Origin of the sequence: Enterococcus sp. DIV0210g, assembly GCF_050559705.1 — a bacterium.
GTDB lineage: Bacteria > Bacillota > Bacilli > Lactobacillales > Enterococcaceae > Enterococcus_B > Enterococcus_B faecalis_A.
The window spans coordinates 464,633-487,217 of sequence record NZ_CP187903.1; the positions used below are offsets into that span (position 1 = coordinate 464,633).

Annotated in this window: 25 protein-coding genes and 1 tRNA gene; 18 read left to right on the forward strand and 8 right to left on the reverse strand. The window is 38.5% G+C overall.

Annotation, left to right across the window (positions count from 1 at the left end; all coding sequences use genetic code 11):
* The first annotated feature begins 75 nt into the window (after positions 1-75).
* The 3 genes from IGI64_RS02300 (at position 76) to upp (ending at position 3,154) form a co-directional block, all read left to right on the forward strand.
* Positions 76-1,104 (forward strand): L-threonylcarbamoyladenylate synthase, encoded by a 1,029-nt coding sequence (locus tag IGI64_RS02300; RefSeq protein ID WP_429939359.1) that lies wholly within the window; start codon positions 76-78, stop codon positions 1,102-1,104.
* A gap of 76 nt (positions 1,105-1,180) precedes the next feature.
* On the forward strand, positions 1,181-2,428 hold the full coding sequence (gene glyA, locus IGI64_RS02305) for a serine hydroxymethyltransferase (protein WP_429939360.1): 1,248 nt from the start codon (positions 1,181-1,183) through the stop codon (positions 2,426-2,428).
* Between the two features lie 96 nt (positions 2,429-2,524).
* A complete protein-coding gene (gene upp / locus IGI64_RS02310) occupies positions 2,525-3,154 on the forward strand; it encodes a uracil phosphoribosyltransferase (protein ID WP_016623990.1) in 630 nt (209 codons plus the stop codon).
* Between the two features lie 51 nt (positions 3,155-3,205).
* Here upp and IGI64_RS02315 read toward each other — a convergent pair whose 3' ends face one another.
* A complete protein-coding gene (locus IGI64_RS02315; RefSeq protein ID WP_034861940.1) occupies positions 3,206-3,442 on the reverse strand; it encodes a hypothetical protein in 237 nt (78 codons plus the stop codon).
* Between the two features lie 127 nt (positions 3,443-3,569).
* Here IGI64_RS02315 and IGI64_RS02320 point away from each other — a divergent pair.
* Positions 3,570-3,642, forward strand: a tRNA-Thr gene (locus tag IGI64_RS02320).
* Between the two features lie 129 nt (positions 3,643-3,771).
* On the opposite strand, the gene IGI64_RS02325 is transcribed toward IGI64_RS02320, so the two are convergent.
* The gene (locus IGI64_RS02325) at positions 3,772-3,993 is read right to left on the reverse strand and encodes a DUF378 domain-containing protein (RefSeq protein WP_016624534.1); all 222 of its coding nucleotides are present in this window, start codon (positions 3,991-3,993) and stop codon (positions 3,772-3,774) included.
* Positions 3,994-4,266: 273 nt separating this feature from the next.
* Between IGI64_RS02325 and IGI64_RS02330 the strand changes: the two genes are divergently transcribed.
* Positions 4,267-4,464 (forward strand): cold-shock protein, encoded by a 198-nt coding sequence (locus IGI64_RS02330; RefSeq protein WP_016624535.1) that lies wholly within the window; start codon positions 4,267-4,269, stop codon positions 4,462-4,464.
* Positions 4,465-4,541: 77 nt separating this feature from the next.
* On the opposite strand, the gene IGI64_RS02335 is transcribed toward IGI64_RS02330, so the two are convergent.
* From IGI64_RS02335 to IGI64_RS02350, 4 genes are all read right to left on the reverse strand, one after another.
* Positions 4,542-4,955, reverse strand: a complete 414-nt coding sequence (locus tag IGI64_RS02335; RefSeq protein WP_429939361.1) for an amino acid decarboxylase — start codon at positions 4,953-4,955, stop codon at positions 4,542-4,544.
* Positions 4,956-4,957: 2 nt separating this feature from the next.
* On the reverse strand, positions 4,958-5,530 hold the full coding sequence (locus IGI64_RS02340) for a UbiX family flavin prenyltransferase (protein WP_429939362.1): 573 nt from the start codon (positions 5,528-5,530) through the stop codon (positions 4,958-4,960).
* Between the two features lie 105 nt (positions 5,531-5,635).
* Entirely contained in the window at positions 5,636-7,117 is a 1,482-nt protein-coding gene (locus IGI64_RS02345) for a UbiD family decarboxylase (RefSeq protein ID WP_430596472.1), read from the reverse strand.
* A 96-nt stretch (positions 7,118-7,213) separates the two neighbouring features.
* On the reverse strand, positions 7,214-8,089 hold the full coding sequence (locus IGI64_RS02350) for a LysR family transcriptional regulator (protein ID WP_429939364.1): 876 nt from the start codon (positions 8,087-8,089) through the stop codon (positions 7,214-7,216).
* 138 nt (positions 8,090-8,227) lie between these two features.
* On the opposite strand from IGI64_RS02350, the gene IGI64_RS02355 reads away from it, so the two are divergent.
* The gene (locus IGI64_RS02355; protein WP_016624540.1) at positions 8,228-8,959 is read left to right on the forward strand and encodes a DUF554 domain-containing protein; all 732 of its coding nucleotides are present in this window, start codon (positions 8,228-8,230) and stop codon (positions 8,957-8,959) included.
* Between the two features lie 267 nt (positions 8,960-9,226).
* Complete coding sequence (locus IGI64_RS02360) at positions 9,227-9,517, forward strand: DUF1905 domain-containing protein (RefSeq protein ID WP_016624542.1); 291 nt, start codon at positions 9,227-9,229, stop codon at positions 9,515-9,517.
* 49 nt (positions 9,518-9,566) lie between these two features.
* Here IGI64_RS02360 and IGI64_RS02365 read toward each other — a convergent pair whose 3' ends face one another.
* On the reverse strand, positions 9,567-11,906 hold the full coding sequence (locus IGI64_RS02365; RefSeq protein ID WP_429939365.1) for an ATP-binding cassette domain-containing protein: 2,340 nt from the start codon (positions 11,904-11,906) through the stop codon (positions 9,567-9,569).
* Positions 11,907-12,037: 131 nt separating this feature from the next.
* Between IGI64_RS02365 and IGI64_RS02370 the strand changes: the two genes are divergently transcribed.
* The 10 genes from IGI64_RS02370 to IGI64_RS02415 all read left to right on the forward strand — a co-directional run bounded on the left by IGI64_RS02370 (position 12,038) and on the right by IGI64_RS02415 (position 19,830).
* Positions 12,038-12,712: a response regulator transcription factor gene (locus IGI64_RS02370; RefSeq protein ID WP_429939366.1), complete on the forward strand. Its 675-nt coding sequence runs from the start codon at positions 12,038-12,040 to the stop codon at positions 12,710-12,712.
* Positions 12,709-13,752, forward strand: a complete 1,044-nt coding sequence (locus IGI64_RS02375; protein ID WP_016624545.1) for a HAMP domain-containing sensor histidine kinase — start codon at positions 12,709-12,711, stop codon at positions 13,750-13,752. Before IGI64_RS02370 ends, IGI64_RS02375 begins: the two co-directional genes overlap by 4 nt.
* Positions 13,753-13,932: 180 nt before the next feature.
* A complete protein-coding gene (locus tag IGI64_RS02380) occupies positions 13,933-14,250 on the forward strand; it encodes a PadR family transcriptional regulator (protein WP_016624546.1) in 318 nt (105 codons plus the stop codon).
* Positions 14,243-14,860, forward strand: coding sequence for a DUF1700 domain-containing protein (locus IGI64_RS02385; protein WP_016624547.1), 618 nt, complete (start codon positions 14,243-14,245; stop codon positions 14,858-14,860). Before IGI64_RS02380 ends, IGI64_RS02385 begins: the two co-directional genes overlap by 8 nt.
* An 18-nt stretch (positions 14,861-14,878) precedes the next feature.
* Positions 14,879-15,700 (forward strand): DUF4097 family beta strand repeat-containing protein, encoded by an 822-nt coding sequence (locus tag IGI64_RS02390; protein WP_429939367.1) that lies wholly within the window; start codon positions 14,879-14,881, stop codon positions 15,698-15,700.
* 126 nt (positions 15,701-15,826) lie between these two features.
* A complete protein-coding gene (locus IGI64_RS02395; protein ID WP_016624549.1) occupies positions 15,827-16,324 on the forward strand; it encodes a DUF5348 domain-containing protein in 498 nt (165 codons plus the stop codon).
* Positions 16,325-16,337: 13 nt separating this feature from the next.
* Positions 16,338-16,721 (forward strand): iron chaperone, encoded by a 384-nt coding sequence (locus tag IGI64_RS02400; protein WP_429939368.1) that lies wholly within the window; start codon positions 16,338-16,340, stop codon positions 16,719-16,721.
* Between the two features lie 166 nt (positions 16,722-16,887).
* Positions 16,888-17,253, forward strand: a complete 366-nt coding sequence (locus IGI64_RS02405; RefSeq protein WP_016624551.1) for a YxeA family protein — start codon at positions 16,888-16,890, stop codon at positions 17,251-17,253.
* A 1-nt stretch (position 17,254) separates the two neighbouring features.
* Positions 17,255-18,007, forward strand: a complete 753-nt coding sequence (locus IGI64_RS02410; RefSeq protein WP_429939369.1) for an ABC transporter ATP-binding protein — start codon at positions 17,255-17,257, stop codon at positions 18,005-18,007.
* Between the two features lie 14 nt (positions 18,008-18,021).
* Positions 18,022-19,830 (forward strand): ABC transporter permease, encoded by a 1,809-nt coding sequence (locus IGI64_RS02415; RefSeq protein WP_016624553.1) that lies wholly within the window; start codon positions 18,022-18,024, stop codon positions 19,828-19,830.
* A 200-nt stretch (positions 19,831-20,030) separates the two neighbouring features.
* Here IGI64_RS02415 and IGI64_RS02420 read toward each other — a convergent pair whose 3' ends face one another.
* Entirely contained in the window at positions 20,031-20,936 is a 906-nt protein-coding gene (locus IGI64_RS02420; RefSeq protein ID WP_429939370.1) for an AraC family ligand binding domain-containing protein, read from the reverse strand.
* Between the two features lie 190 nt (positions 20,937-21,126).
* On the opposite strand from IGI64_RS02420, the gene IGI64_RS02425 reads away from it, so the two are divergent.
* The gene (locus tag IGI64_RS02425; RefSeq protein ID WP_429939371.1) at positions 21,127-22,578 is read left to right on the forward strand and encodes a glycoside-pentoside-hexuronide (GPH):cation symporter; all 1,452 of its coding nucleotides are present in this window, start codon (positions 21,127-21,129) and stop codon (positions 22,576-22,578) included.
* Positions 22,579-22,585: the final 7 nt, after the last annotated feature.

Consider the following 22,585-nt stretch of genomic DNA (forward strand, 5'->3'; position numbering starts at 1 on the left):
TCCACATTCTGTGGGTAACTAAGGAATAAATGGGTAAAAATCACTATTTTTATAAAAAGGGGTTGTGGACAAACTGTGGAAACTAAATTATACAAAGAAGAAGAATTGACAGAAGCAGCACAAGCGCTTAAAAACGGATCACTCGTTGCTTTTCCTACTGAAACGGTCTACGGATTGGGTGCTAATGCACTTTTGCCCGAGGCTGTCATGAATGTTTTCAAGGTAAAAGGCAGACCGCAAGACAACCCTCTGATCGTGCACGTTTCTTCTTTTGAAGAAGTGAAAGCGTATGTGGATAACTTTCATCCGGCCACACGTAAAATTGTTGATCATTTCTGGCCTGGACCCCTCACAATGATTTTTGAGATCAAAAAAGGCAGTTTACCATCCGTTGTAACGGGCGGTTTATCCACAGCAGCATTTCGTATGCCGGATAACAAAAAAACGCTTAACGTTATTAAAAAAGCAGGTGTGCCGCTGGTAGGACCGAGCGCCAATACATCCGGAAAACCAAGCCCAACGACTGCCGAACATGTTTACCATGATCTTAAAGGCAAGATTACTGGAATCATTGATGATGGTGCGACAAGAATCGGTGTAGAATCAACTGTTTTAGATTTAAGCGATCCAACCAATGCGCCTGTAATCTTGCGACCTGGAGCGGTGACGAAAGAACAGTTAGAAACAGTAATCGGCAGCGAAGTGAAAATCGATGCACATTTAGTCAAAGAGGAAGAAACACCAAAAGCACCAGGAATGAAATATAAGCATTATTCACCAGATACAAAAGTCTTGATGGTTCGTGATGAAGATTGGGAAGCTGCGATGGCTTGGATAAAAAAAGAGCATTTACGTGCAGGTATCTTGGCAGGTCCGACAATCGCTGAAAAGGTACGCACAGAATCTGCTGCTGTCATGATGTACTATGATGACACGGCAGAAGCTGCTGCAAAAGGTTTGTTTGCAGGGTTAAGAGGGCTTGATGAAGAAATACTTGGTTTGGATTATATCTTAGCCCAAGTTTTCCCGGAAAAAGGAATTGGAAGTGCCTATATGAATCGTTTGAAAAAAGCTGCTGGACAAAATTATTTTGAAAATAAGTAATTTCTTTTTTGTAGCATTTTTCAAGTATGATACAATGCAGTAAATGAATTTGAAATTTTAAAAGGAGTTGTTGTTTGTGGTAGATTACAAAACGTTTGATCCTGATTTGTGGGCAGCAATTGCAAAAGAAGAAGAACGTCAAGAAAATAATCTGGAATTGATTGCTTCTGAAAATGTGGTATCTCCAGCAGTTATGGCAGCACAAGGCAGTATTTTGACGAACAAATATGCGGAAGGATATCCCGGACATCGTTATTATGGCGGTTGTGAATTTGTTGATATCGTTGAGAATTTAGCAATCGATCGTGCAAAAGAATTGTTCGGCGCAAAATTTGCCAATGTCCAACCGCATTCTGGTTCTCAAGCTAACACTGCGGCTTATCTAGCACTGGTAGAACCTGGAGACACGATTTTAGGAATGGACTTAGCAGCAGGAGGACATTTGACTCATGGTTCTCCAGTCAATTTCAGCGGAAAAACGTACCACTTCGTTGCTTACGGCGTTGACCCGTCCACTGAAGTTATCGATTATAACGTTGTTCGTATTTTAGCACGCCAACATCAACCTAAATTGATTGTTGCAGGAGCCAGTGCCTATGGTCGAACGATCGATTTTGCAAAATTCAGAGAAATCGCCGATGAAGTCGGTGCAAAATTAATGGTTGATATGGCGCACATCGCTGGTCTAGTAGCAGCTGGATTGCATCCTAATCCTGTGCCATATGCTGATATCACAACGACAACTACCCACAAAACATTGCGCGGACCACGAGGCGGAATGATTTTGACAAATAGCGAAGAATTGGCTAAAAAAATCAACAGCGCTGTTTTCCCTGGAATCCAAGGCGGACCATTGGAACACGTGATTGCTGGAAAAGCCGCGGCTTTCAAAGAAGCACTTGATCCAAGTTTCAAAGACTATTCTTACCAAGTGATCGCGAATGCGCAGGCAATGGTCAAAGTCTTTAACCAAGCAGTAGGAACAAGAGTGATCTCAGGTGCCACAGACAATCACTTGTTCTTAGTTGATGTACGCGAATTGGGAATAAATGGTAAAGAGGCAGAAGCCATTTTAGACAGTGTAAATATCACAGTCAATAAAAACTCGATTCCATTTGAAACATTAAGTCCGTTCAAAACAAGCGGTATCCGCATTGGCACTCCTGCAATCACATCACGAGGATTCAATGAGCGGGATGCTATGCAAGTCGCTGAACTTGTTGTGAAAGCATTGCAAGCCAATGGGGATGAACAAGCTTTGGATGAAGTAAAAGCAGGCGTTCAAGAGCTGACACAAAAATATCCTTTATATCAAGCAAAATAACACGATTTTCTTGCCAAAAATCGGGAGATAGACTGGTCTTTCTCTCGGTTTTGTTTTACAATTAAAAAGAAACGACAGAACAAAGGAGAGTTACAAATGGGCAAATTTCAAGTGATCGACCATCCATTGATTCAACACAAACTGACTATTATCCGAGACAAAAATTGCGGTACGAAAGTTTTCCGTGAAGTTGTCGATGAAATCGCTATGTTAATGGCATATGAAGTATCACGTGATATGCCGTTAGAAGACACAGTGATCGAAACACCAATCACTAAGTCTACTCAAAAAACATTATCTGGTAAAAAAGTAGCAATCGTACCGATTTTACGTGCAGGTATCGGAATGGTAGATGGCATCTTGGAATTGATCCCAGCTGCTAAAGTCGGACACATCGGCTTATACCGTGATGAAGAAACATTAGAACCTCATGAATACTTTGTAAAATTACCTGAAGACATCGACGCTCGTCAATTGTTCGTCGTAGATCCAATGCTTGCGACTGGCGGTTCAGCAATCATGGCAATCGATGCATTGAAAGAACGCGGCGCTTCAAATATCAAATTCGTCTGCTTAGTTGCGGCTCCAGAAGGCGTGAAAGCTTTACAAGAAGCACATCCAGACATTGATATCTATACAGCTGCATTAGATGAAAAACTAAACGAACACGGCTATATCGTTCCTGGTCTAGGGGATGCCGGCGACCGTTTGTTTGGCACAAAATAGTACAGCACAAAAAAGCTTGGAGAAGCGGGAAAACCGCTCATCCAAGCTTTTTTAGATCTTTGTCAATTGTTTGTAGTTTACAATCACTACGCCTTTGCTCTGAGTCATCAAGTTGTTGTTGTCATCGGTTTTATCGATTTCAACGACAGCGGAATTCTTCAGCTGTTTTGAAATCGTGCCGGTTTGCGTCTCGCCGTTAATTTGGAAGGTGACATGGGTATCGATCGTAAATTTCTTTCCCAATTCTGAGGGAATCACTGCTGTCGTAAACTGTCCAAAAGTTGCCATTTCACAAAACCTACCTTTCATATTCTATTATACCACGTTTTATGAAAAAATTCATGAAATCCACAAGAAACGACTGCTAACCACTTTACAATTCAAAAAATAACGTATATAATTTCACTTGTAATTCGCCAGCTTAGCTCAGTTGGTAGAGCAACGCACTCGTAACGCGTAGGTCGTAGGTTCGATCCCTATAGCTGGCATAAGAAAAACCCTTGTTTATCAAGGGTTTTATTTTTTTGTTCTTTTCCATAGCAACAAAACTTAGACAAAATAAAAAACGACCAACCGCTTATTAAGAGCGAATGATCGTTTTTCGGATGGCACACATCTTAATATTGGTCACGATTTCTAACTTTAGCAGAAATCATTGGGAAAAATTTTAAGCAATAAAGAGCACATAAACCAACGACAACATAAATGATTTTTGCCAAAATAGTTGTAGATCCGCCTGAGATAGAAGCAACTAAATCGTATTCAAATAAGCCGACAAGCAACCAGTTCAAGCCTCCAACGATCAATAGTGCTAATGCGATAGAATCTAAAATTTTCATTATAAAAACCTCCTTTTTATTATAAAATGATTATATAGCAATAAACATAACAATGCTTATATTATGCTTGGATGATTTTGAATGGTTTGTATGCTTCAAGAGAAGAGGAAAAGATAATCCTTGTACTATATCGGAAAGCATGTTATAGTAATTAAGTAATCTAATTTGAACCGTAATCTGAGCAATATATTCTATTATAGACCTCCTTTTACTAAGTAATAATTAATTGCAATAAAAAACGTATCTCGAATACGTAACAGGAGGAAACATAATATGAATAATGGTACAGTAAAATGGTTTAACGCAGACAAAGGTTTTGGTTTTATCACTGGTGAAGACGGAAATGACGTATTTGCACATTTCTCAGCTATCCAAGGTGAAGGCTTCAAATCTTTAGAAGAAGGTCAAGCAGTAACTTACGATATCGAAGAAGGCCAACGTGGACCTCAAGCAGTAAATATCGTTAAATAATTACGAACTTTAACCGTCTCATTGAGGCGGTTTTTTTGTGTCTTGATTTAAATAAAAAACGCGGTTATCTGACCGCGTTATTTGGGTTTTTCTTGATTTGTATAATAAATCGGGGCGGCTTGCTCAAAGGTAAAGGTATCAAACCAATCAGCAATTTGGCGGCCGAGAGATTTTGCCATTGCCGAAGAAGCTTGGATTTGAGCATTCGAGATGTGGTTGACGTGAACACCAGCTGTAATGACACAATTTCCTGGTAATTTTTCTTTTATTTCAGCAAATAGAAAATCAGCGAGTACATCATCTTTGTGAAATCTTCCGTGATGACTGGGAAAACGAGTGGTTTCTTTCCTTCCATTTTTTGAAAATGCGGTAATTGTACCAATATGAGGAGTATCACCGCCAGTAATCGTAATCAGCACATCATTGCCAATGATTGTTGTTTCTGCAATCATTGGGTAATTTTCTTTTACCACTTTAAATCTTTTTACCATGCTCAGATTCCTTTCCAACGTCCGCCGGTATCATTTTCGATGCCTAGTGCATCCATGATTTTCATGGAATGATGATCGACTAGGTCTTGGATAGTTTTCGGCTGGTTATAGAAAGCTGGGATAGGCGGGATGATTTGGACACCTAAATGGGCTAATTTAGTAAGGTTTTCTAAATGGATCGCATTTAAAGGTGTTTCTCGAGGAACAATGATCAGTTTTCGTTGTTCTTTCAAAGTGACATCTGCAGCACGATTGATTAAATTATCGCCAAATCCCATTGAGATCGCAGCAACAGTTTTCATGCTAGCTGGTACAACGACCATGCCATCTGTTAAAAATGAACCACTAGCGATAGCTGCACCTAAATCTCGTATCGAATAATGATAATCTAGTAAATTTTCTAATTCTTTTAAGCTAAGTTCAGATTCTAATTTTAAATTTTCTTTCGCCCAGCTGCTGATGACGCCGTGTGTTTCTACATTGGGGATTGTTTTTAATTTTTTGATTAGGTCAATAGCGTAGATAGTGCCGGAAGCACCAGTTACACCAATGACGATTCGTTTTGGTCTATTCATTTTATCCACCTCGTAAAAGTTATCAAAAAAAGAAGTTGAAAAATGCAAAAACAGCTTTAAACGTTTTTGCATTTTTCAAATTTGGTTATTGAAACAATTAATTATTTATTTTAGATATTTCTTCCAATCAGATACTTCTTTGAAACGTGCACGCACAAAATGTTCTTTCATGTCGTACGGCGCTGTACCGTCAAAAATAGTTTTTGCACTCATGCCGCGATAGCGGATAACGCCTGGGTTGTATGCTGGAAGTTCGGATGGATCAAGCGGATGGTTCCGCATGCCAGGAAGAACGATGATATCTTTATCTCCTTGGAAACGTGTATTAAACGTCCACATCACATCATTCATATCAAAAATATCGACATCTTCATCTACCAAAATCACTGTTTTTAATTCCTTGAAAGAAGAAAGAGCAAGAATCGCTGCTTGCCGCTGAATACCTTCATCTGCTTCGTTTTCTTTACGGATCTGCATGATCGTCATCAATTTTCCGCCGCCCGCAGGAGGATTATAGACATTTACGACTTTATTTGGGATTGCTTTGTCAACCAATGATAGGATGCTTGCTTCAGTTGGGATTCCCGCCATTGAAACATGCTCTTCGCTTGGTCCAATCGTTGTTTGCATAATTGGGTTATCTTTTCGATGAGTGACTGCTTTAACTTTGACCACATTCACGGCAGGATTTGCATCACCATTGTAACCTGGAAATTCCGGCATCGCTTTTCCTGTATTTGTGTTGATATCTTCTTGCATTGTCTGGTTTGGCAAAATCTCTGCTTCAATGATAAATTCAGCGCGAGCAATACCAACTTCGTCAACACTGACGCCATCAACTAATTGGACAGGTTCATTTCTTAAAGCACCTGCTACCCATAATTCATTGTAGCCAAGAGGCGTGGTTGGCGGTTCAAAAGTTGTACCAATAGCTATAGCTGGGTCTAAGCCGATATTGATCGTGATCGGCATGGGTTTTCCTAGAGCTTCAAATTGTTTCTGGAAATGACCGATATGGCGTCCGCCAGGCATAATATACATGCCGATTGTGTCTTTATCTTCTAAGACCATACGATGGATCGTAACGTCGCTCATGGTTTTTTCTGGATCTGACCCATAAACAACACCCATAGTAATATAAGGTCCAGCATCTTCAGGGGTATTTGTTGGAGCAGGTAAAATTTTACGGATATCAAAGTCTTTCTCTGTAGCTAAATGAATCACTTCTTGTGCAGGCGCGTCTTCTTTTGCTACTTTTACAGGTTTAACTGGGTTCTCAACAGAATCTTTTAGAAGGCGTCCCGATGTTTTGTAATCGTGGTGTAAAATTTCGCCTACTCTTTTTCTGCTAGCCATTGTTCCGATAGAGACACGTGTATTTGGAAACCCTTTGATGTTATTGAAGGTCATAGCAGGTCCTTCTTGAGTGGGGCGCATCACAGTACCTCCAGCACCGATATAGCGGTAAACACCTGAAAGTTCAGCATCAGGATCAACTTCGACATCGGTTTCGTGATACTGTCCAGGGATTTCTTTTAGTTCATCCAACACTTTTCTTAAATCATAAGGCTGATGTTCTTTTGTCATAAAAAAATGACCTCCTTTTTCTCTCTGCATCTATCGTAAGATGTGAAGAAAAAGGAAGCAATTCAACTTCGGCGTTCTGCTATTCCAAAATGGAATTTAATAATTTGTTTTGAGTTCTTCCCAAAATAAATCGGAAGCTTTAGAATGTTCACCTGGTTTTCGGATAAAGGAAAGGTAACTGATCTGATTTTCTTTTAAGGGACGCGAAACAACTTGAGAAGAGAGCAGTTTGTCTACAGTTTCATTCATAACGACAGCGATACCTAAATCACTTGCTACCATATTAAGCAATAAATCGATTCTTGTTCCTTCATAATCGATCACGGGTTCAAAACCAGCTTTATGACAGAGTTCAACGACTGCTTGATATAAATTGGTATTTTTTCCCAGCATCAAAAAATGTTCATTTTTCAACTGTTCAATAGACAAGACTTCTTGTTTTGATAAAGGATGATTTTTCGGTAGTAAAACAACAAATTGATCTTTATCTGTAATGATCGATTCGTACTCTTCAAGTTCGAGTTGAAAAGTACGCGCGAAAAGAATACTGTTTTCTGACTGCCGCAATGTCGGAAAGAGTTCATTGCTTTCTTTTTCTTGGATCTGGATCTTTATCTCTGGGTGTCTTTTCAAGAATTCGGATATTTTTTGAAAACCGCGGTAATTTGACATAGTGGGAATCGTATAAATCGTCAATGTTTGATTTTGTTTTGCTTCATGCTCCGCTAAAGTATGTTTCAAACCTTGATATTGAGACACGATACTTTTGGCAAAAGGCAAAGTCAATTTTCCTGATTCTGTCAGGTTGACTTTGCGGTGTGAACGTTCAAATAACTTTGTCTCTAATTCTTTTTCTAAAGCAATGATCTGTTTAGAGACATTTCCTTGTGTGGTGTAGAAATTCTCTGCAGTTTCAGTAAAATTTTTTGTTTGGGTCAAATCGATGAATAATTCTAATTTTGAAATTTCCACAAGTCTCGCATCCTTCTTTTACTATTCCATTTGAGAATAGGATAACACAAAAAATTGAATAGGTAAGCAGAAAAAATCTTGTTAAAATGGATATGCACGTTTCAAGGCAAGAAGATTTATGAAAGAAGGAGAATTTATATGCCAATTGGTGTAATCATTAATACATTATCTATTTTGCTAGGAGGGATCATTGGCGGACTTCTAGGCAGCAGATTAACAGAAAAATTCAAAACAGAAATCAATTTGGTCTTTGGTATTTGTTCCATGGGGATGGGAATCAGCTCGATTGGTTTGATGAAAGATATGCCAGCTGTTATTTTTGCATTGGTTATCGGAACTGGTGTAGGGTTAGTTCTTCATTTTGGTGAATGGATCAATAAAGGGGCCGCACTTATGCAAAGACCAATCGCAAAATTGATTCCAAACGAACATCTAGACATGTCAGAAGAAGAATTCATCAATACATTAGTGACTGTGATCGTCTTATTTTGTGCAAGCGGCACGGGGATTTACGGAAGCTTGGATTCAGGAATGACTGGCGACAGTACGATTTTGATCTCAAAATCGATTTTAGACTTTTTCACCGCATTGATTTTTGCATGTAATTTAGGATATGTGGTTTCTGTTATTGCTATACCGCAATTTATTATTTTCGGCAGTTTGTTTTTATTAGCAGGAGTCATTTATCCTTTAACAACCCCTGATATGATTGCTGATTTCAAAGCATGCGGCGGCTTTTTGATGTTAGCTACAGGTTTCCGAATGATCAAATTGAAGATGTTTCCCACAGCGGATATGATTCCGGCAATGATACTGGCCATGCCATTTACATGGATGTGGATCAATTGGATAGTGCCGCTTATTAGTTAGAGGTTGTGAAAGAACCGCTCAGCTCCGAGCATTAAAGAGGAAGTCTACAAAATAGCTCTACATATTTTGTGGATTTTTGAGTTAACGCCGAGGAACAACTGAGAAAATACCTTTTGATTAGAGGTTGTGAAAGAACCGCTCAGCTCCAAGTATAAAAAAAGAAACGCCGCAAACAATTTTAGCTGTTTGCGGCATTTTTTATTTGGCTTTATTTGAAAAAATGTTCAAAACACTGTGCTATAATCGTTTAAAAAAAGGAGCTTGTTTATGACTGAAAAACAATACAGCTTTGATTCAGCTATTTATTCTTCTGAAGTAGGAAAAGGCGGTGCGTATGTTGTTTTTCCATACGATGTCCGCGAAGAATTTTCTGCCGGCAGAGTCAAGGTTTCTGCCACTTTTGACGAAGAACCTTATGAAGGAAGTATCGTCAATATGGGTCAAAAAAATCCAGATGGTTCGATCTGCTATATTTTAGGGATCAGAAAAGATATTCGCAAAAAAATCGGCAAGGATGTCGGGGATACAGTGCACGTGACTGTGGAAAGAAGAATGTAATTGTGTTTTGGTTAAAAACATAAAAAAAAAGAGGCCGCGGCCTCTTTTTTTATTCTGCACGCAATGCAATTGCTGCATCTTTTTTCGCTGCCATTCTAGCAGGGATGTGTCCACCAATCATTGTCAAAATCGTTGAAATAACAATCAAGATCAATGCATGGATCGGATTTAATTGTGCGACATTTTTTAAGTCAGTCATGCTGTATAAGAGACTGTTGATAGGGAATGTAGCTAGCCATGCAATCAGGATACCCAGCACACCAGAAGTGATACCTAAGATACATGTCTCAGCATCGAATACACGAGTAATATCTTTTTTACGTGCACCTAATGCTTTCAATACACCAATTTCTTTTGTTCGTTCGATAACAGAAGTATAAGTGATGATACTGATCATGATCATACTTGTAACTAAAGAAATTCCGGCAAATGCAATCAGAACATAAGTGATCGCATCCATCAATCCGCCAGTCAATTCCGTCATCGTACCAGCTAAGTCAGTATAAATGATTTTATCTTCTTCAGATTTTCCTTTGTTGAAATCATCTAAATAATCCAAGACTTTTTCTTTGTCGCCGAAGTTATTTGGATAGATCATGATGCTTGAAGGAAGGCTGTCGCCGCCAAGGTAGCTGATAACTGTTTCTTTTGCTGAAGCATCTAACGTTTCGTTTGTCAAAACATTACGGTCGCTGTCTTTTTGAGCAGTGACGATTTCAGAATTTTTGTTTTCATCGACGATTTGTGTTGTCAATTGATCACTGTACGCAACACCTGGTGCCAAAAGATTCATAGTTGAAGAAGATTTGACACGCAAGATTCCGCTGATTTTTACTTCTTTATTTGAAGCAGCGTACATTGCATCATAGTCTGTATTTGGAATAAAGTTTCCAGTTGGTAATTTTTGATAGAATGTATCGTTATTGATTACTTTGAATGTTGTACCAACGATTTTATCGAAATCGATTTTTTCGTTTTCTTTTACATCAAAGCCTAGATTTTTCAGAGCATTGATGTTGGTATTGTTATTTCCATCCACAATGATCACAGCATCAGTCGCTGAACTTGGGTATTCACCAGAAAGCAGAGAATAATTGTCTTTTAGGAAATCGCCGTGGCCGTCTTCCAATTGTGTTGGGAAAGTAGAAACACCGACCCCAGTCATTGAAGCCATTGCGTTGGCCATAGAAGGTGCATCGGATGCAAGATTGTCATTTGACAAGTTCACGGTTTGGACTTTGCCGTCTACATCACGTAAAAGATTGATTCCTGTTGAACGTGTAAAACCGATATTGTTGCTTAATTCAGGATCGATATTTTTGATGTAATCCACGTATTCTTGGTCAATATTGTTTGTATGTTGGGATCTGTCTGAATCACTTACTTTTGCAGTTACTGTTTTAGTATCTGGGAATGAGCTATTGCTTGAACCAAGAGAATCTTCGTCAGAAGTTGGTTGGCTTGTCGTAACTTTTGAGATCGTTATCGGGAATTGCGACATTGTTTCTGACTGGGTTTGGTCGATTTGCTTTTGGAATCCTGTTGATAAAGATAACACGATTGCGATTCCGATGATACCAATACTAGATGCAAAAGAGGTCAAGAATGTACGACCTTTTTTTGTACGAATATTATTGAAAGAAAGTTTTAACGCTGTCCAAAAACTCATTTTTGTCCGACGTAAATTAAATTGATCATCTTTTGGACGTTCGATGTGCGGATTTGAGTCGTTACGGATTTGTCCGTCTGAAAATTCAATGATCCGATCAGCGTATTGATGTGCTAATTCTGGGTTATGGGTAACCATGATAACAAGTTTTTCTTTCGAAAGTTCTTGGATCAGTTCCATGATCTGAAGACTTGTTTCTGTATCTAATGCGCCAGTTGGCTCGTCGCAAAGCAGGATATCTGGATCATTTGCTAACGCTCGGGCAATCGCCACACGCTGCATTTGACCACCAGAAAGCTGGTTTGGTTTTTTGTGCATGTGTTCGTTCAACCCAACTCGGCGCAATGCTTCAGTTGCTTTGGCGCGTTTTTCGTCTTTGGATACACCACTCAAGGTCATCCCAAGCTCTACATTTTCGATGATGCCTAGATGACCGATTAAGTTGTAGCTTTGGAAAACAAAACCGATCGAATTGTTTCGGTAAGCATCCCAATCTGCATCTTTAAAGTCTTTGGTTGATTTTCCGTTGATGACCATGTCGCCAGAGTCATAATTGTCCAATCCGCCAATTACGTTCAGCATCGTTGTTTTACCAGAACCGCTGGGACCTAGAATCGCCACGAATTCTTGTTTACGAAAAGCGACAGATACGCCATCTAATGCTTTTGTCGTCGTTTCGCCAACTTTATAATATTTTTTTATATCTTTAAGTTGTAACATATGTTTCCTTCTCTCCTTTAACAATCTTCTGTATACTACAATGTAGAATAACATGAACAGTATAACAAGTGAATGTTAACTGAATATGAACAAACTACCAAAAATACATACATAATTTAGGAGAACAATAAATGAATGTGATTTTAGTGATAGAAGATGATGAAAATCTTCGTTTATTATATCAATCAGTGCTTATACGCGCAGGTTTTCGCGTGTTTTTAGCAGCAGAAGGGGACGAAGCCTTGCAAATCATGGATCAGCACCATGTGGACCTGGTAATTACAGATATCATGATGCCGCATATGGATGGTTATCAGTTCTTGACACTGCTTCGTGAGTCAGGGATGGAATTGCCTTGTCTTTTGATCACGGCAAAGGAAACATTGGAAGACAAGAAAAAAGGGTTTCGTTTAGGAGCGGATGACTATATGGTCAAACCTATCGATGTCGATGAGATGCTTTTACGTGTGGAGGCTTTGCTGCGTCGGGCAAAAATCAACCACAGCAGTCAGTTGACGATTGGCGAAACCATACTTGATCAGCAAACATATATGGTACAAATGAGCGACCATAAAGAAGAATTACCGCAAAAAGAATTCCAAGTACTTTATAAATTACTTGCTTATCCAAACAAAATTTTTACCAGACAACAACTGATGGACGAAATCTGGGGACTCGACTCCAACACCGATGAGCGAACAATCGATGTCCATATCAAACGTTTAAGAAATCGGTTTGAGGGAAATCATGATTTTCAAATCGCGACGATCAGAGGTCTGGGCTATAAGGCGGTCCTTGCAGAATGAAAAAGAAGATTTACTCACAGTTATGGATTTATTTTTCCAGCATCGTTTTCTTGACGATTCTGGTCACGATTGCTTGTTTAACAGGGATCATCTATGTGATGACACGCAGCGATACTTGGCAGCCTAGTCACGAACCGCCGCTTGTGCCGCTTTTTATTTTTGCTGGTTTCAGTATTATTGTAGGAACAGGAACATCGGTTTTTGTAGGACATCGAATCTTGCAGCCAATTGTGGAATTACGAAAAAGTATGCGGGAAGTAGCTAATGGTGATTTTTCGATCCAGCTTGATGAAGAAAACCAAAAAGTGGCAGAGGTCCAACAGCTTTATGCAGATTTCAATACCATGGTTCAAAAACTAAACAGTATCGAGCTGCTGCGCGATGATTTTGTCTCCAATGTGTCCCATGAATTCAAAACGCCTCTTGCAACGATTCAAGGGTATCTCCAGCTTTTACAGAAATCAGATCTTTCTGAAACAGAACGGCAAGTCTTTTTGCAGCGCATGCTTGATGGGATGGGACAGCTCTCGCAATTGACAGAGAATACACTAAAACTCAACAAATTAGAAAATCAGGGCGGGATTTTTGAAAAGAAAGTCTTTCGGATCGATGAACAAATCCGCGAAGTACTGCTTTTTTTACAACCAAAATGGGAAAAAGAAGAACTGGAATTAGATTTGGATCTAGAAAAAATCGAATTCTGTGGAGATGAAGAACTCTTATATCAAGTTTGGTTGAATATCGTTGACAATGCAATCAAATATAATCGTTCGAATGGGAAGATAAGCGTCAAAATGATCCAGAAAAATGGACGGATACTAGTTGAAGTTACGGATTCGGGAATAGGGATGAGCCCAGAAACGATGGAGCGGATCTTTGATAAATTTTATCAAGGCGATACCAGCCACAAAACAAAAGGCAATGGACTTGGATTAGCGCTAGTCAAAAAAATCATTGATCTTCATGGGGGAAAAATCACTTATAACAGTCTTTTAAACGTAGGAACAACTGTTGTAATCGTTTTGCCTGAAAAAGAATGAAACAATAAAATAACTTGAATAATGCCAGTGTATTGGAGAAACGCCCAAAAAGTCAGTTTTTTCGGAATAACTTTTGAGGTCTCTCCATATCACTGGTATTTTTTATTGACATAATATTATATTTCATATAATATTGATTTAAATAAAATATGATGTCTAATAAAGAATGAAGGTGAATTTATGCATATTCAAGTCCCAACGCTCTTGCTTGATGGAACGGTACTCGCTGCTTTGAGCAGAGAAGATATGTATGGCTATGCATTAACAAAAATCGTACAGGAAAGTTTGAATATCAGTGAATCAACGATGTATCCAGTATTAAGAAGATTGAAACAAGAAGGATATCTGGAAACTTATGATGAGCCGTTTGAAGGAAGAAACAGAAGATATTATCGACTGACAGATCGAGGACATGAACAATTGAAAGAAATCATTGTCCATTGGGTCGTGTTTCGGGATTCTTTAGATAAGTTATTGGAGGATAATAAAAATGAATGAATACTTAAATGATGTCATGGACTATACTCGCGAGATCCCAGAAGATGATCGTATAGACCTGATCCAGTATTATGAAGAATATTTTTTGGACTCTGGAAAAACAGTCGAAGATATTTATGAAGAATACGGTACACCGAAACAATTCGCACTGATGCTGAAAATCAATTATTTCTCTGAAGAAGATGATTCCCCGGAAGCTGAAAGACGTCCCAAAAAAAGCAGTCCCAAAAGACAAATGCGCTTGATATGGCTGATCATCTTAGGGTTATTCGCTTCACCGATCTTGCTTCCGCTCGCACTTGCCTTTGTTTTAGTGATCGGCGGTCTGCTTTTTGCATTGATGGCACTTATCTTTAGTATCTATGTGTTTTTCATTTCGATTTTAGGCGCAGGTCTGTTCTTAGTTATTTCTGGGGTCGGTGTGTTTACCCAATCGATTCTCAGCGGCTTATTCTTTATCGGTTTAGGAATGTTAGCGACAGGTGTTGGACTATTTTTCGTACCGCTGCTATTAAAAGGAACAAAAGCCTTGTTCCAATTAGTCATAAATTTTGCGAAATGGGTGGGCCGACGATTCGTAACTAAAAGAAGAATCTACCCTACATTATAGAAAGGACAGTGCCTAGAAATGAAAATAAAGAATCTGTTAGTGATTGGCGCAGGCTTGATGTTAGTTGGCGGTCTGTTGGCAGGAATCACTTATACCCTAGGAGCTCAAAGAAGCATGACATGGGATCACGGGCCTAAATTGATTGAGATGGGTACAAAAACGACGCAGGTCGATTCATCTGAAGTCAAGAAACTTGTTATCCATACTGAAAACCAAGGAATTGAAATCAGAAGAGGGTTGAATTTTGAAGTAAATGCAAAATATATCAAAGGCTATGAACCAAAAATAACCACTGAAAATGGCACACTAACAGTCGATGGAGCTGGTTCAACTGGACGAGTACAAGTCAGTCTTGGCGATACCAGTGAAAGAATCGTGATTACGATCCCTCGAGATAAAGAATTAACAGAGGTTGCAGTGGCAACTACGGACGGTTCTATTGAAATGGAAGGAATCAACAGTAAGAAATTCCAAATCGAATCGTATGATACATGGTTAGATCTATCTGAACTTAGAGGGGAAACCTTGTCCCTGAACCAGCAAGACAGCCATCTAGAGGCGGAACACCTTGATTTTTCAGAGATGCACGTCACTGGCAGCGACAACTCAATGAACATTGAGGATTTAACTTTACGAAAAGCAAGTTCAATCAACATCAATGATGGTCATGTTTCTCTGGAAAATATTTCTATCCCAGGCTTTTTGATCCAAATGGAAGATGGTCATCTGCTCTATAACGATGAAGAAATACAACAAAATCCTTATGAACAAGGAGATCAAAAGAAAGCATTGGCTATCGATATGAGAGATGGACAGCTGTCGATCGATACGGAGGATTAAAAGCGAGAGGAGGTTTTTTACAAACCTTCTCTTCTTTTTGTTGTTCTAGGAGATATTTTAGCTATTTCACAGAAAAATATAGTAAAATAGACGTATACATAACTGAGAAAAACCGGGGGAGAAAAAATGGAGAAAGAACCATCACTAACGCTTTTACAAGAGGAATTTGAAACTTTACATAACATGCTTGAGGAATTGACAAAAACATTTTATGACGAAAAAGAAGAAAAATTGAAAGTATCTTATCCAAATAATTCGGAAGGACGTCAATTGAAGCAAGCACATTTTGAGATTTTCAATCATCTGGAACAAGTGAGAAAACAGTTGGAATACTTTTCTCAGCCAATCGCAGATACAGGAATCTTGAAATATGATCATGAAAAAGAAGGCTTTGTTTTTAAATCGCTCTATCATGATTTTCCATTAGTTTCTGGTATGACTTTGGAAGTGTTAGTTGAGGATTACTTTACCGAGGAAAAACATTGGTTGAAAACACGGTTAGAATACTTGCCTCAATCTGCCGGTGAAGGCTACCGCTCTAAAAATCATTCATATGGCTGGTACGTAGCTGAAGACAAAGAACTGCAGCTAGAAGGTGCGAAAGCAAGGTTGAGAAAGAAGTGAGGAGAGGATAAAAATGGCGACTTTCCAAGAATATTTAGATACGATCGAAGAACCAGCACATAAAGAAAAATTAACAGAAGTATTACAATGGGTAGAAGAAGAATTTCCTGAATTGGGGACAAGAATTGCTTGGAACCAGCCGATGTTCACCCATCACGAGACCTTTATCATTGGTTTCAGCACAGCAAAAAAACATTTTGCAGTGGCACCTGAACATGCTGGAATCGTGAAATTTGCAGAAAAAATCGAAGCAGCGGGCTATACTTATACGAATCAATTATTCCGTATTCAGTGGAACCAGCCAGTCAACTACGCACTTTTAAAAGAAATTATCGCTTTCAACATCACGGACAAAGCAGAATACACCACATTTTGGCGCAAAGAAAACAAAAAATAACTGATAAATTGTATTTTCAAAGGACTGTTGACGAATGTCGCAGTCCTTTTTTGTGTTCTAACGTTAATATGACAAAATTGAAAGACGATTGAAAGCCGAAAACAAGGAAATTTTCAGAAATGTTTTCTATACTAAACACAACAGTTAAACGAAAGAAGGAAAAACAATGAAAAAATTACTTTGGGGTCTAGTGATCACTATTATTCTGATTTTCGGTGCCTATAAAATCACTGAGATGACGGTGATGGGCGGAGATACGTATTACGTACAAATCACAACGGATGGGCAAAAAGAAGTAGCCAAAGACGACAAAGGACAAGAATACGTTTCTTATGGATATTCCTTACCTGGATTTAAGGAAGACGGTTCTGAAAAAACAATGGAATTTAAAGGTATGAATCCTCGTCCATTGAAAAAAGATGCTTATTTAAAAATTACTTGGAACAAATCAAAAGGCGTAACAGGCTATGAAGAAGTCAAAAAAGCTGATGTACCTAAAAAAGCAGCTGAAAAACTGGAGGAGGAAAAATAAAATGGAAAAAATCGTTGATATAAAAGACATCACAAAAGTTTATGGAAAAAGCGGCGAACAACAAACTAAAGCGTTAAAAGGGATTTCTTTCAATGTGGAAAAAGGAGAATTCATCGGGATCATGGGGGCTTCCGGATCAGGGAAATCCACACTTTTGAATCTTTTATCTACATTAGATAAACCAACTTCTGGAGAAATCCGAATCAACCAATCGGATGTGACGAAATTAAAAGGAAATAAATTAGCCGATTTCCGAGCAAAAGAAATCGGATTTATCTTCCAAGATTTCAATTTGCTGGAAAACTTAACTGCACGAGAAAATATCGCTGTTCCGCTTTCGCTGCAAAATGTGAAACCAAAAGAAATCAAACGAAGAGTCCAAGAAGTGGCAGAAAGATTATCGATCACCCATATCTTAGACAGCTATCCATCTAAAATATCTGGGGGACAAAAACAAAGGGTTGCCGCAGCACGTGCCTTGGTTACTCAACCAACGATTTTACTTGGTGACGAACCAACTGGAGCCTTGGATTCAAAAAGTGCCAGAGATTTGCTTGACACAATGGATGAGTTGAACCGTAAAGATGATGTATCGATCTTACTTGTGACGCATGATCCATTTTCAGCAAGTTATTGTCAAAGAATCTTATTCATTAAAGATGGTGTTATCCATGAAGAAGTAAAACGCGAAGATCAAACAAGAGATGAATTTTATCGTCAAATCTTGATGATTTTAGGCAATTTGGAACAGTAAGGGAGGAAAAAAGCATGTTATGGAAATTATCACTTACTGGTATCAAAGGCAGAATGCGTGATTATATCGTACTGTTTTCTGGACTAGTTATGGCTTCAGCAATCTTTTACATGTTCGAATCAATGGCGAGCAATGAAGCTTTTCTTAAAAGTAATTCGACCGTTGCATCCACTGTATTGATTTTTCGTTTAGGCTCTGTATTATTAGGAATCATCACCTTTGTATATGTACTGTATGCCAATTCATTTCTGATGATGATGCGTCAGAAAGACTATGCGATGTTTATGACATTAGGAGCAAAAGGAAGTAAAATTGCTCAAATGATCTTTACCGAAACATTTGTTGTGGGATCAATTGCGACTCTTGTCGGATCAGCAGTTGGTATTGGATTAACCACGATCGTTAACAGTTTGCTAGTCGAACAGTTAAATTTGAAAATCACTCATTTTTCACCGCTCAGTGTTCATGGGTTGATTTATACAATCGTATTTTTTGTTCTTTTGTTCTTGCTTGCTGCTATTGTCAATGCTGTATCGATCGTAAAAAAACCGATTTTGACTCTTTTACGTGCCAATCAAACACCAGCAGAAGTGAAACAAAACAAACTTTCTTTTGCACTTGAAGTCATCTTCGGTGTTGTATTTTTAGGTATTGGTTATTATGTAATGACAGAATTAGGTAAATTCCAGTTGATGGGTATCGTTATTGCTTTGATCACTATCGTATTGGGAACATATCTTGTTTTCCATTCAGTTATTATCTTCTGTCTTTCATTGTTGAAAAAATCTGAAAGCATCTCAATGCGCAAATTGAACAATTTCACGATTTCTCAATTGACTTTCCGCATGCGTGAATATACACAGATGTTGTCAATGGTCGCAATGCTTTTCGCTCTTGCATTAGGCGCCTTGACTGTTGGTCTAGGGTTCAGAAATGAGATTGCAGAATTTACAAGATCAGTGTCTCCATATGATGTTTATTTAAATAATGCACAAAAAGTAGATCAATCTAAAGTAGATAAAGCAGATCCAACATTCAGTGCAGTCTATGACCAAAAAGAAAATGATTCAACGATTTATTTCAACATTCAGCAATTTGAAGAAAAACCGTTATATATGTTCAAATCAAAGAACATTGAAAAACGAAGCTATACATTTGAAAAGATACCTGCAGATAAGTTAGCAGCAGATGTAAGTATGCAAGATGAATTGCGACAATATCTATTACCAGAACAAGAGACAAAAGAAATCAAAGTTGTCTCAAAAGCAGAATTTGACCAACTTGCTTTACCAGATTCACAACTTCAATTGATCAAAGTAAAAGATTTCGCAGCTTCTTTAGAACCAATCGAGAAATTAGTAAATCTAAATGTAGAAAATAACCCATCCTACAAAGGAAGAGAATATGCAGTGACACAAAAATACGATGCATATGAAATGTTTAATGGGATATTCTCAGGACTTGAGTTCATGGGCTTCTTCCTAGGTCTTGCTTTCTTGACAATGCTGGCAAGCTGCCTGATGTTCAAAATCTTGTCAGGTGCAAACAGCGACACAGTCCGTTACGAAATGCTTGAAAAAATCGGGACGCGCCAACATTTGTTGAAACAATCGATCCGAAGAGAAATCGGTGTGTTATTCTTAGCACCAGGAATCTTGGGTGTGGTCCATGTACTATTTGGTTTGAATATGTTCAAACTATTGATGAGCAACCCATACTATGATCTTTGGATACCATTTACGATTTTCTTTGTTCTATATCTGTTTTACTATATTTTAACAACGTGGATCTACACGGGAATCGTATTGAAAAAGAGGTCGTGAGCAAAGCGTTATGACTCGAGCACCAAGTAGGTACTATTCGACATTGAATCCCTTCGTTCTTCGTGCTTCACAGCATTAAGACTCTTTTATCAGCAGAAATGGCTTTCCATATTTCAGCTGATAAAAGCTTAATGCCGAGAGTCAGCTTTGAGAACACCGTTTAGAGAGAACCGCGACGGATACCGGCCGTCGCGGTTTTTTTATGTTGCTCGTGAAACGATTTCTTGATGTTCCAGCTGCTTCAAAATGTGCTGCAGCGAAAGATTTTCGTATTCTTCTTTTTTTGCACGTTTTCGATAATCGGTAGGTGTCTCACCAGTTTTTTTCTTGAACATGCGGCTGAAAACGATCAAACTATGAAAGCCGGCTTGATAAGCGATTGCTTCTACCGTTTCATTTGTCATCGAAAGCAGGAACGCAGCTCGGTTGATTCGGATACCCAACAGATACTCTTTGACAGACATCCCTAGATTTTCATGGAACACACGAGAAAGGTGACTCCGATTGACCGATAAATGATCAGCGATTTCTTGAACAGTGATATCTTCAGTATAATGTTCACGAATAAATTCGATCGTTTCCAACGACAACTGTGACAGCTTTTTTTTATTTGGACTGGGAATCACACCGTTATCTGCTAAAAGTAATCGAAGAAATCGATACAGCAGCTCTGTCAATTTTAGTTCATTCGCCAATGTATCAGCAGCGTAATCAAAACACTCTAAAATCACATCGGTATATTTTTGGATATCTTCTGAAATAATTGTATAATTTTCTTCTTTAAAAGGCGTGTGGGCAATGATTTTTTTTGCTGTGTCTCCGCTAAATGAAATCCAGGCATAGACCCAGGGCATTTCGACATCTGAGCGGTAAAACGTGGATTCACCAGGACGTATCAAGAAAATATCGCCTTTTTTCAACGTATATTGCTGATCACGAACATGATACGTTCCTTTGCCGTCTAAAACGATGTGGACGATGTAATTATGGCGGATCGCCGGGCCAAATGAATGGAAAGGCAATGTTTTAGAGATGCCGCAAAAATCGAAGACCAGGTCATTAGATAGAAAATGTTGTTCTTTTTTTAAAAATAAAGCTTGTTCCACCTGCATTCCCCCTTTAATTAACAATCTAGTAGTTTCTTTTGATAAATGCAACAAAAAGTTAAATAGTCGTCACATTCGGCTGATGGAAAGTAAGCGATTACTTGTTAAGATAAATGTATGAAAAATTTCTTTATATGACAAATTAAAGCGCTTTATTTGTTAAAATAAATGAAAAGGGGCTAGCAATAAAATGAATGAGAAAATGAAACAACGAGTGTCGTATGCTTTAGGCGCGTTTGGACATGATACGTTTTATGTCACGTTAAGCACTTATTTTATGATTTTCGTTACCAGTTCTTTATTTGCAGGTGCAGATAAAGCAACAACAGCTAAAATGATCGGTGTTGTGACAAGTTTAGTCGTAGGGATTCGTTTAGTTGAAATCTTTTTTGATCCAATCATCGGAGGAATCATCGATAATACGCGATCGAAATATGGCAAGTTCAAACCGTGGTTAGTGATTGGCGGGATAACCAGTTCTGTTTTGCTGATTTTTCTTTTCAGTAATTTTTTCGGTCTATCGACAGCTAATCCAACCGTCTTTATTTTTGTTTTTGCAATCGTTTTTATATTGCTTGATAGTTTTTATTCATTCAAAGATATCGCTTTTTGGTCAATGATCCCAGCTTTGAGTACAGAGACAAAAGAACGTGAAACATTAGCTACTTTCGCTCGTTTCGGTTCTTCACTTGGTGCAAATGGTACGACATTGATCGTTGTTCCAATCGTTACGCTTTTTACGTATTTAGTGACTGGTTCACATACACAAGGAGCATCTGGCTGGTTCTGGTTTGGGGTCATCGCGGCGGTTATTTCTGGCGGTACAGCAATCTTGACTGCTTTTGGGACAAAAGAAAATGATAGCGTTATCCGTCAGCAAACCGAAAAAAGCGGAATCAAAGAAGTGTTTAAAGCAATTGGGCAAAACGACCAGCTGATGTGGCTTTCTTTGGCTTATGTCGCTTATGCAATTGCAAATGTAGCAACGACTGCTGTTTTATTTTATTTCTTCAAATATGTGCTGGATCAACAAGCCATTTATTGGGTCGTCGGATTAGTAGCAGCAATCTTAGGTTTGATCGCTGTTCCACTGTTTCCAGTTTTAACAAGACTGATTTCCCGACGTTATGTTTATCTTGGCGGACTAGCTTTGATGATCTTATCTTATGTATTGTTTACTATTTCAGGAACAAATTTGGTGTTAGTTATTATTGGTTTGGTTCTCTTTTATTTCCCGCAACAGCTTATTTTCCTTTCTGCACTGATGACGATTACCGATTCAGTAGAATATGGCCAATGGAAAAATGGGATCCGCAACGAAGCTGTGACCCTTTCGATTCGTCCGCTTTTAGATAAAATCGCCGGCGCCTTATCAAATGGGATCGTTGGTTTTATCGCTGTCGCTTCAGGAATGACAGGTAAAGCAACCGCTTCGGATATCACGATGCAAGGAATCGCGACATTTAAAGCATATGCATTTTATGCTCCTGCAGCATTGATGATTTTCTCAGCTGCAATCTTTGCTTGGAAAATCACACTGACTGAAAAGAAACATGCGAAAATCGTAGCAGAATTAGAAACCAAATTAGAAACCAAATTAGGTGTTGAGGAAGAAGAGTCCGTACTTATCAGCGAAATTTAGGAGGAAA

Excerpts from the sequence above, each read along its gene's own strand:
- IGI64_RS02340 (WP_429939362.1), bottom strand. The coding sequence starts at position 5,530 with ATGAATAGACCAAAACGAATCGTCATTGGTGTAACTGGTGCTTCCGGC.
- IGI64_RS02360 (WP_016624542.1), top strand. The coding sequence starts at position 9,227 with ATGACTGAAAAACAATACAGCTTTGATTCAGCTATTTATTCTTCTGAA.
- IGI64_RS02330 (WP_016624535.1), top strand. The coding sequence starts at position 4,267 with ATGAATAATGGTACAGTAAAATGGTTTAACGCAGACAAAGGTTTTGGT.
- IGI64_RS02385 (WP_016624547.1), top strand. The coding sequence starts at position 14,243 with ATGAATGAATACTTAAATGATGTCATGGACTATACTCGCGAGATCCCA.
- IGI64_RS02325 (WP_016624534.1), bottom strand. The coding sequence starts at position 3,993 with ATGAAAATTTTAGATTCTATCGCATTAGCACTATTGATCGTTGGAGGC.
- IGI64_RS02400 (WP_429939368.1), top strand. The coding sequence starts at position 16,338 with ATGGCGACTTTCCAAGAATATTTAGATACGATCGAAGAACCAGCACAT.
- IGI64_RS02365 (WP_429939365.1), bottom strand. The coding sequence starts at position 11,906 with ATGTTACAACTTAAAGATATAAAAAAATATTATAAAGTTGGCGAAACG.
- IGI64_RS02345 (WP_430596472.1), bottom strand. The coding sequence starts at position 7,117 with ATGACAAAAGAACATCAGCCTTATGATTTAAGAAAAGTGTTGGATGAA.
- IGI64_RS02425 (WP_429939371.1), top strand. The coding sequence starts at position 21,127 with ATGAATGAGAAAATGAAACAACGAGTGTCGTATGCTTTAGGCGCGTTT.
- IGI64_RS02370 (WP_429939366.1), top strand. The coding sequence starts at position 12,038 with ATGAATGTGATTTTAGTGATAGAAGATGATGAAAATCTTCGTTTATTA.
- upp (WP_016623990.1), top strand. The coding sequence starts at position 2,525 with ATGGGCAAATTTCAAGTGATCGACCATCCATTGATTCAACACAAACTG.
- IGI64_RS02415 (WP_016624553.1), top strand. The coding sequence starts at position 18,022 with ATGTTATGGAAATTATCACTTACTGGTATCAAAGGCAGAATGCGTGAT.
- IGI64_RS02380 (WP_016624546.1), top strand. The coding sequence starts at position 13,933 with ATGCATATTCAAGTCCCAACGCTCTTGCTTGATGGAACGGTACTCGCT.
- IGI64_RS02315 (WP_034861940.1), bottom strand. The coding sequence starts at position 3,442 with ATGGCAACTTTTGGACAGTTTACGACAGCAGTGATTCCCTCAGAATTG.
- IGI64_RS02335 (WP_429939361.1), bottom strand. The coding sequence starts at position 4,955 with ATGGTAAAAAGATTTAAAGTGGTAAAAGAAAATTACCCAATGATTGCA.
- IGI64_RS02405 (WP_016624551.1), top strand. The coding sequence starts at position 16,888 with ATGAAAAAATTACTTTGGGGTCTAGTGATCACTATTATTCTGATTTTC.
- IGI64_RS02410 (WP_429939369.1), top strand. The coding sequence starts at position 17,255 with ATGGAAAAAATCGTTGATATAAAAGACATCACAAAAGTTTATGGAAAA.
- IGI64_RS02355 (WP_016624540.1), top strand. The coding sequence starts at position 8,228 with ATGCCAATTGGTGTAATCATTAATACATTATCTATTTTGCTAGGAGGG.
- IGI64_RS02375 (WP_016624545.1), top strand. The coding sequence starts at position 12,709 with ATGAAAAAGAAGATTTACTCACAGTTATGGATTTATTTTTCCAGCATC.
- IGI64_RS02390 (WP_429939367.1), top strand. The coding sequence starts at position 14,879 with ATGAAAATAAAGAATCTGTTAGTGATTGGCGCAGGCTTGATGTTAGTT.
- IGI64_RS02395 (WP_016624549.1), top strand. The coding sequence starts at position 15,827 with ATGGAGAAAGAACCATCACTAACGCTTTTACAAGAGGAATTTGAAACT.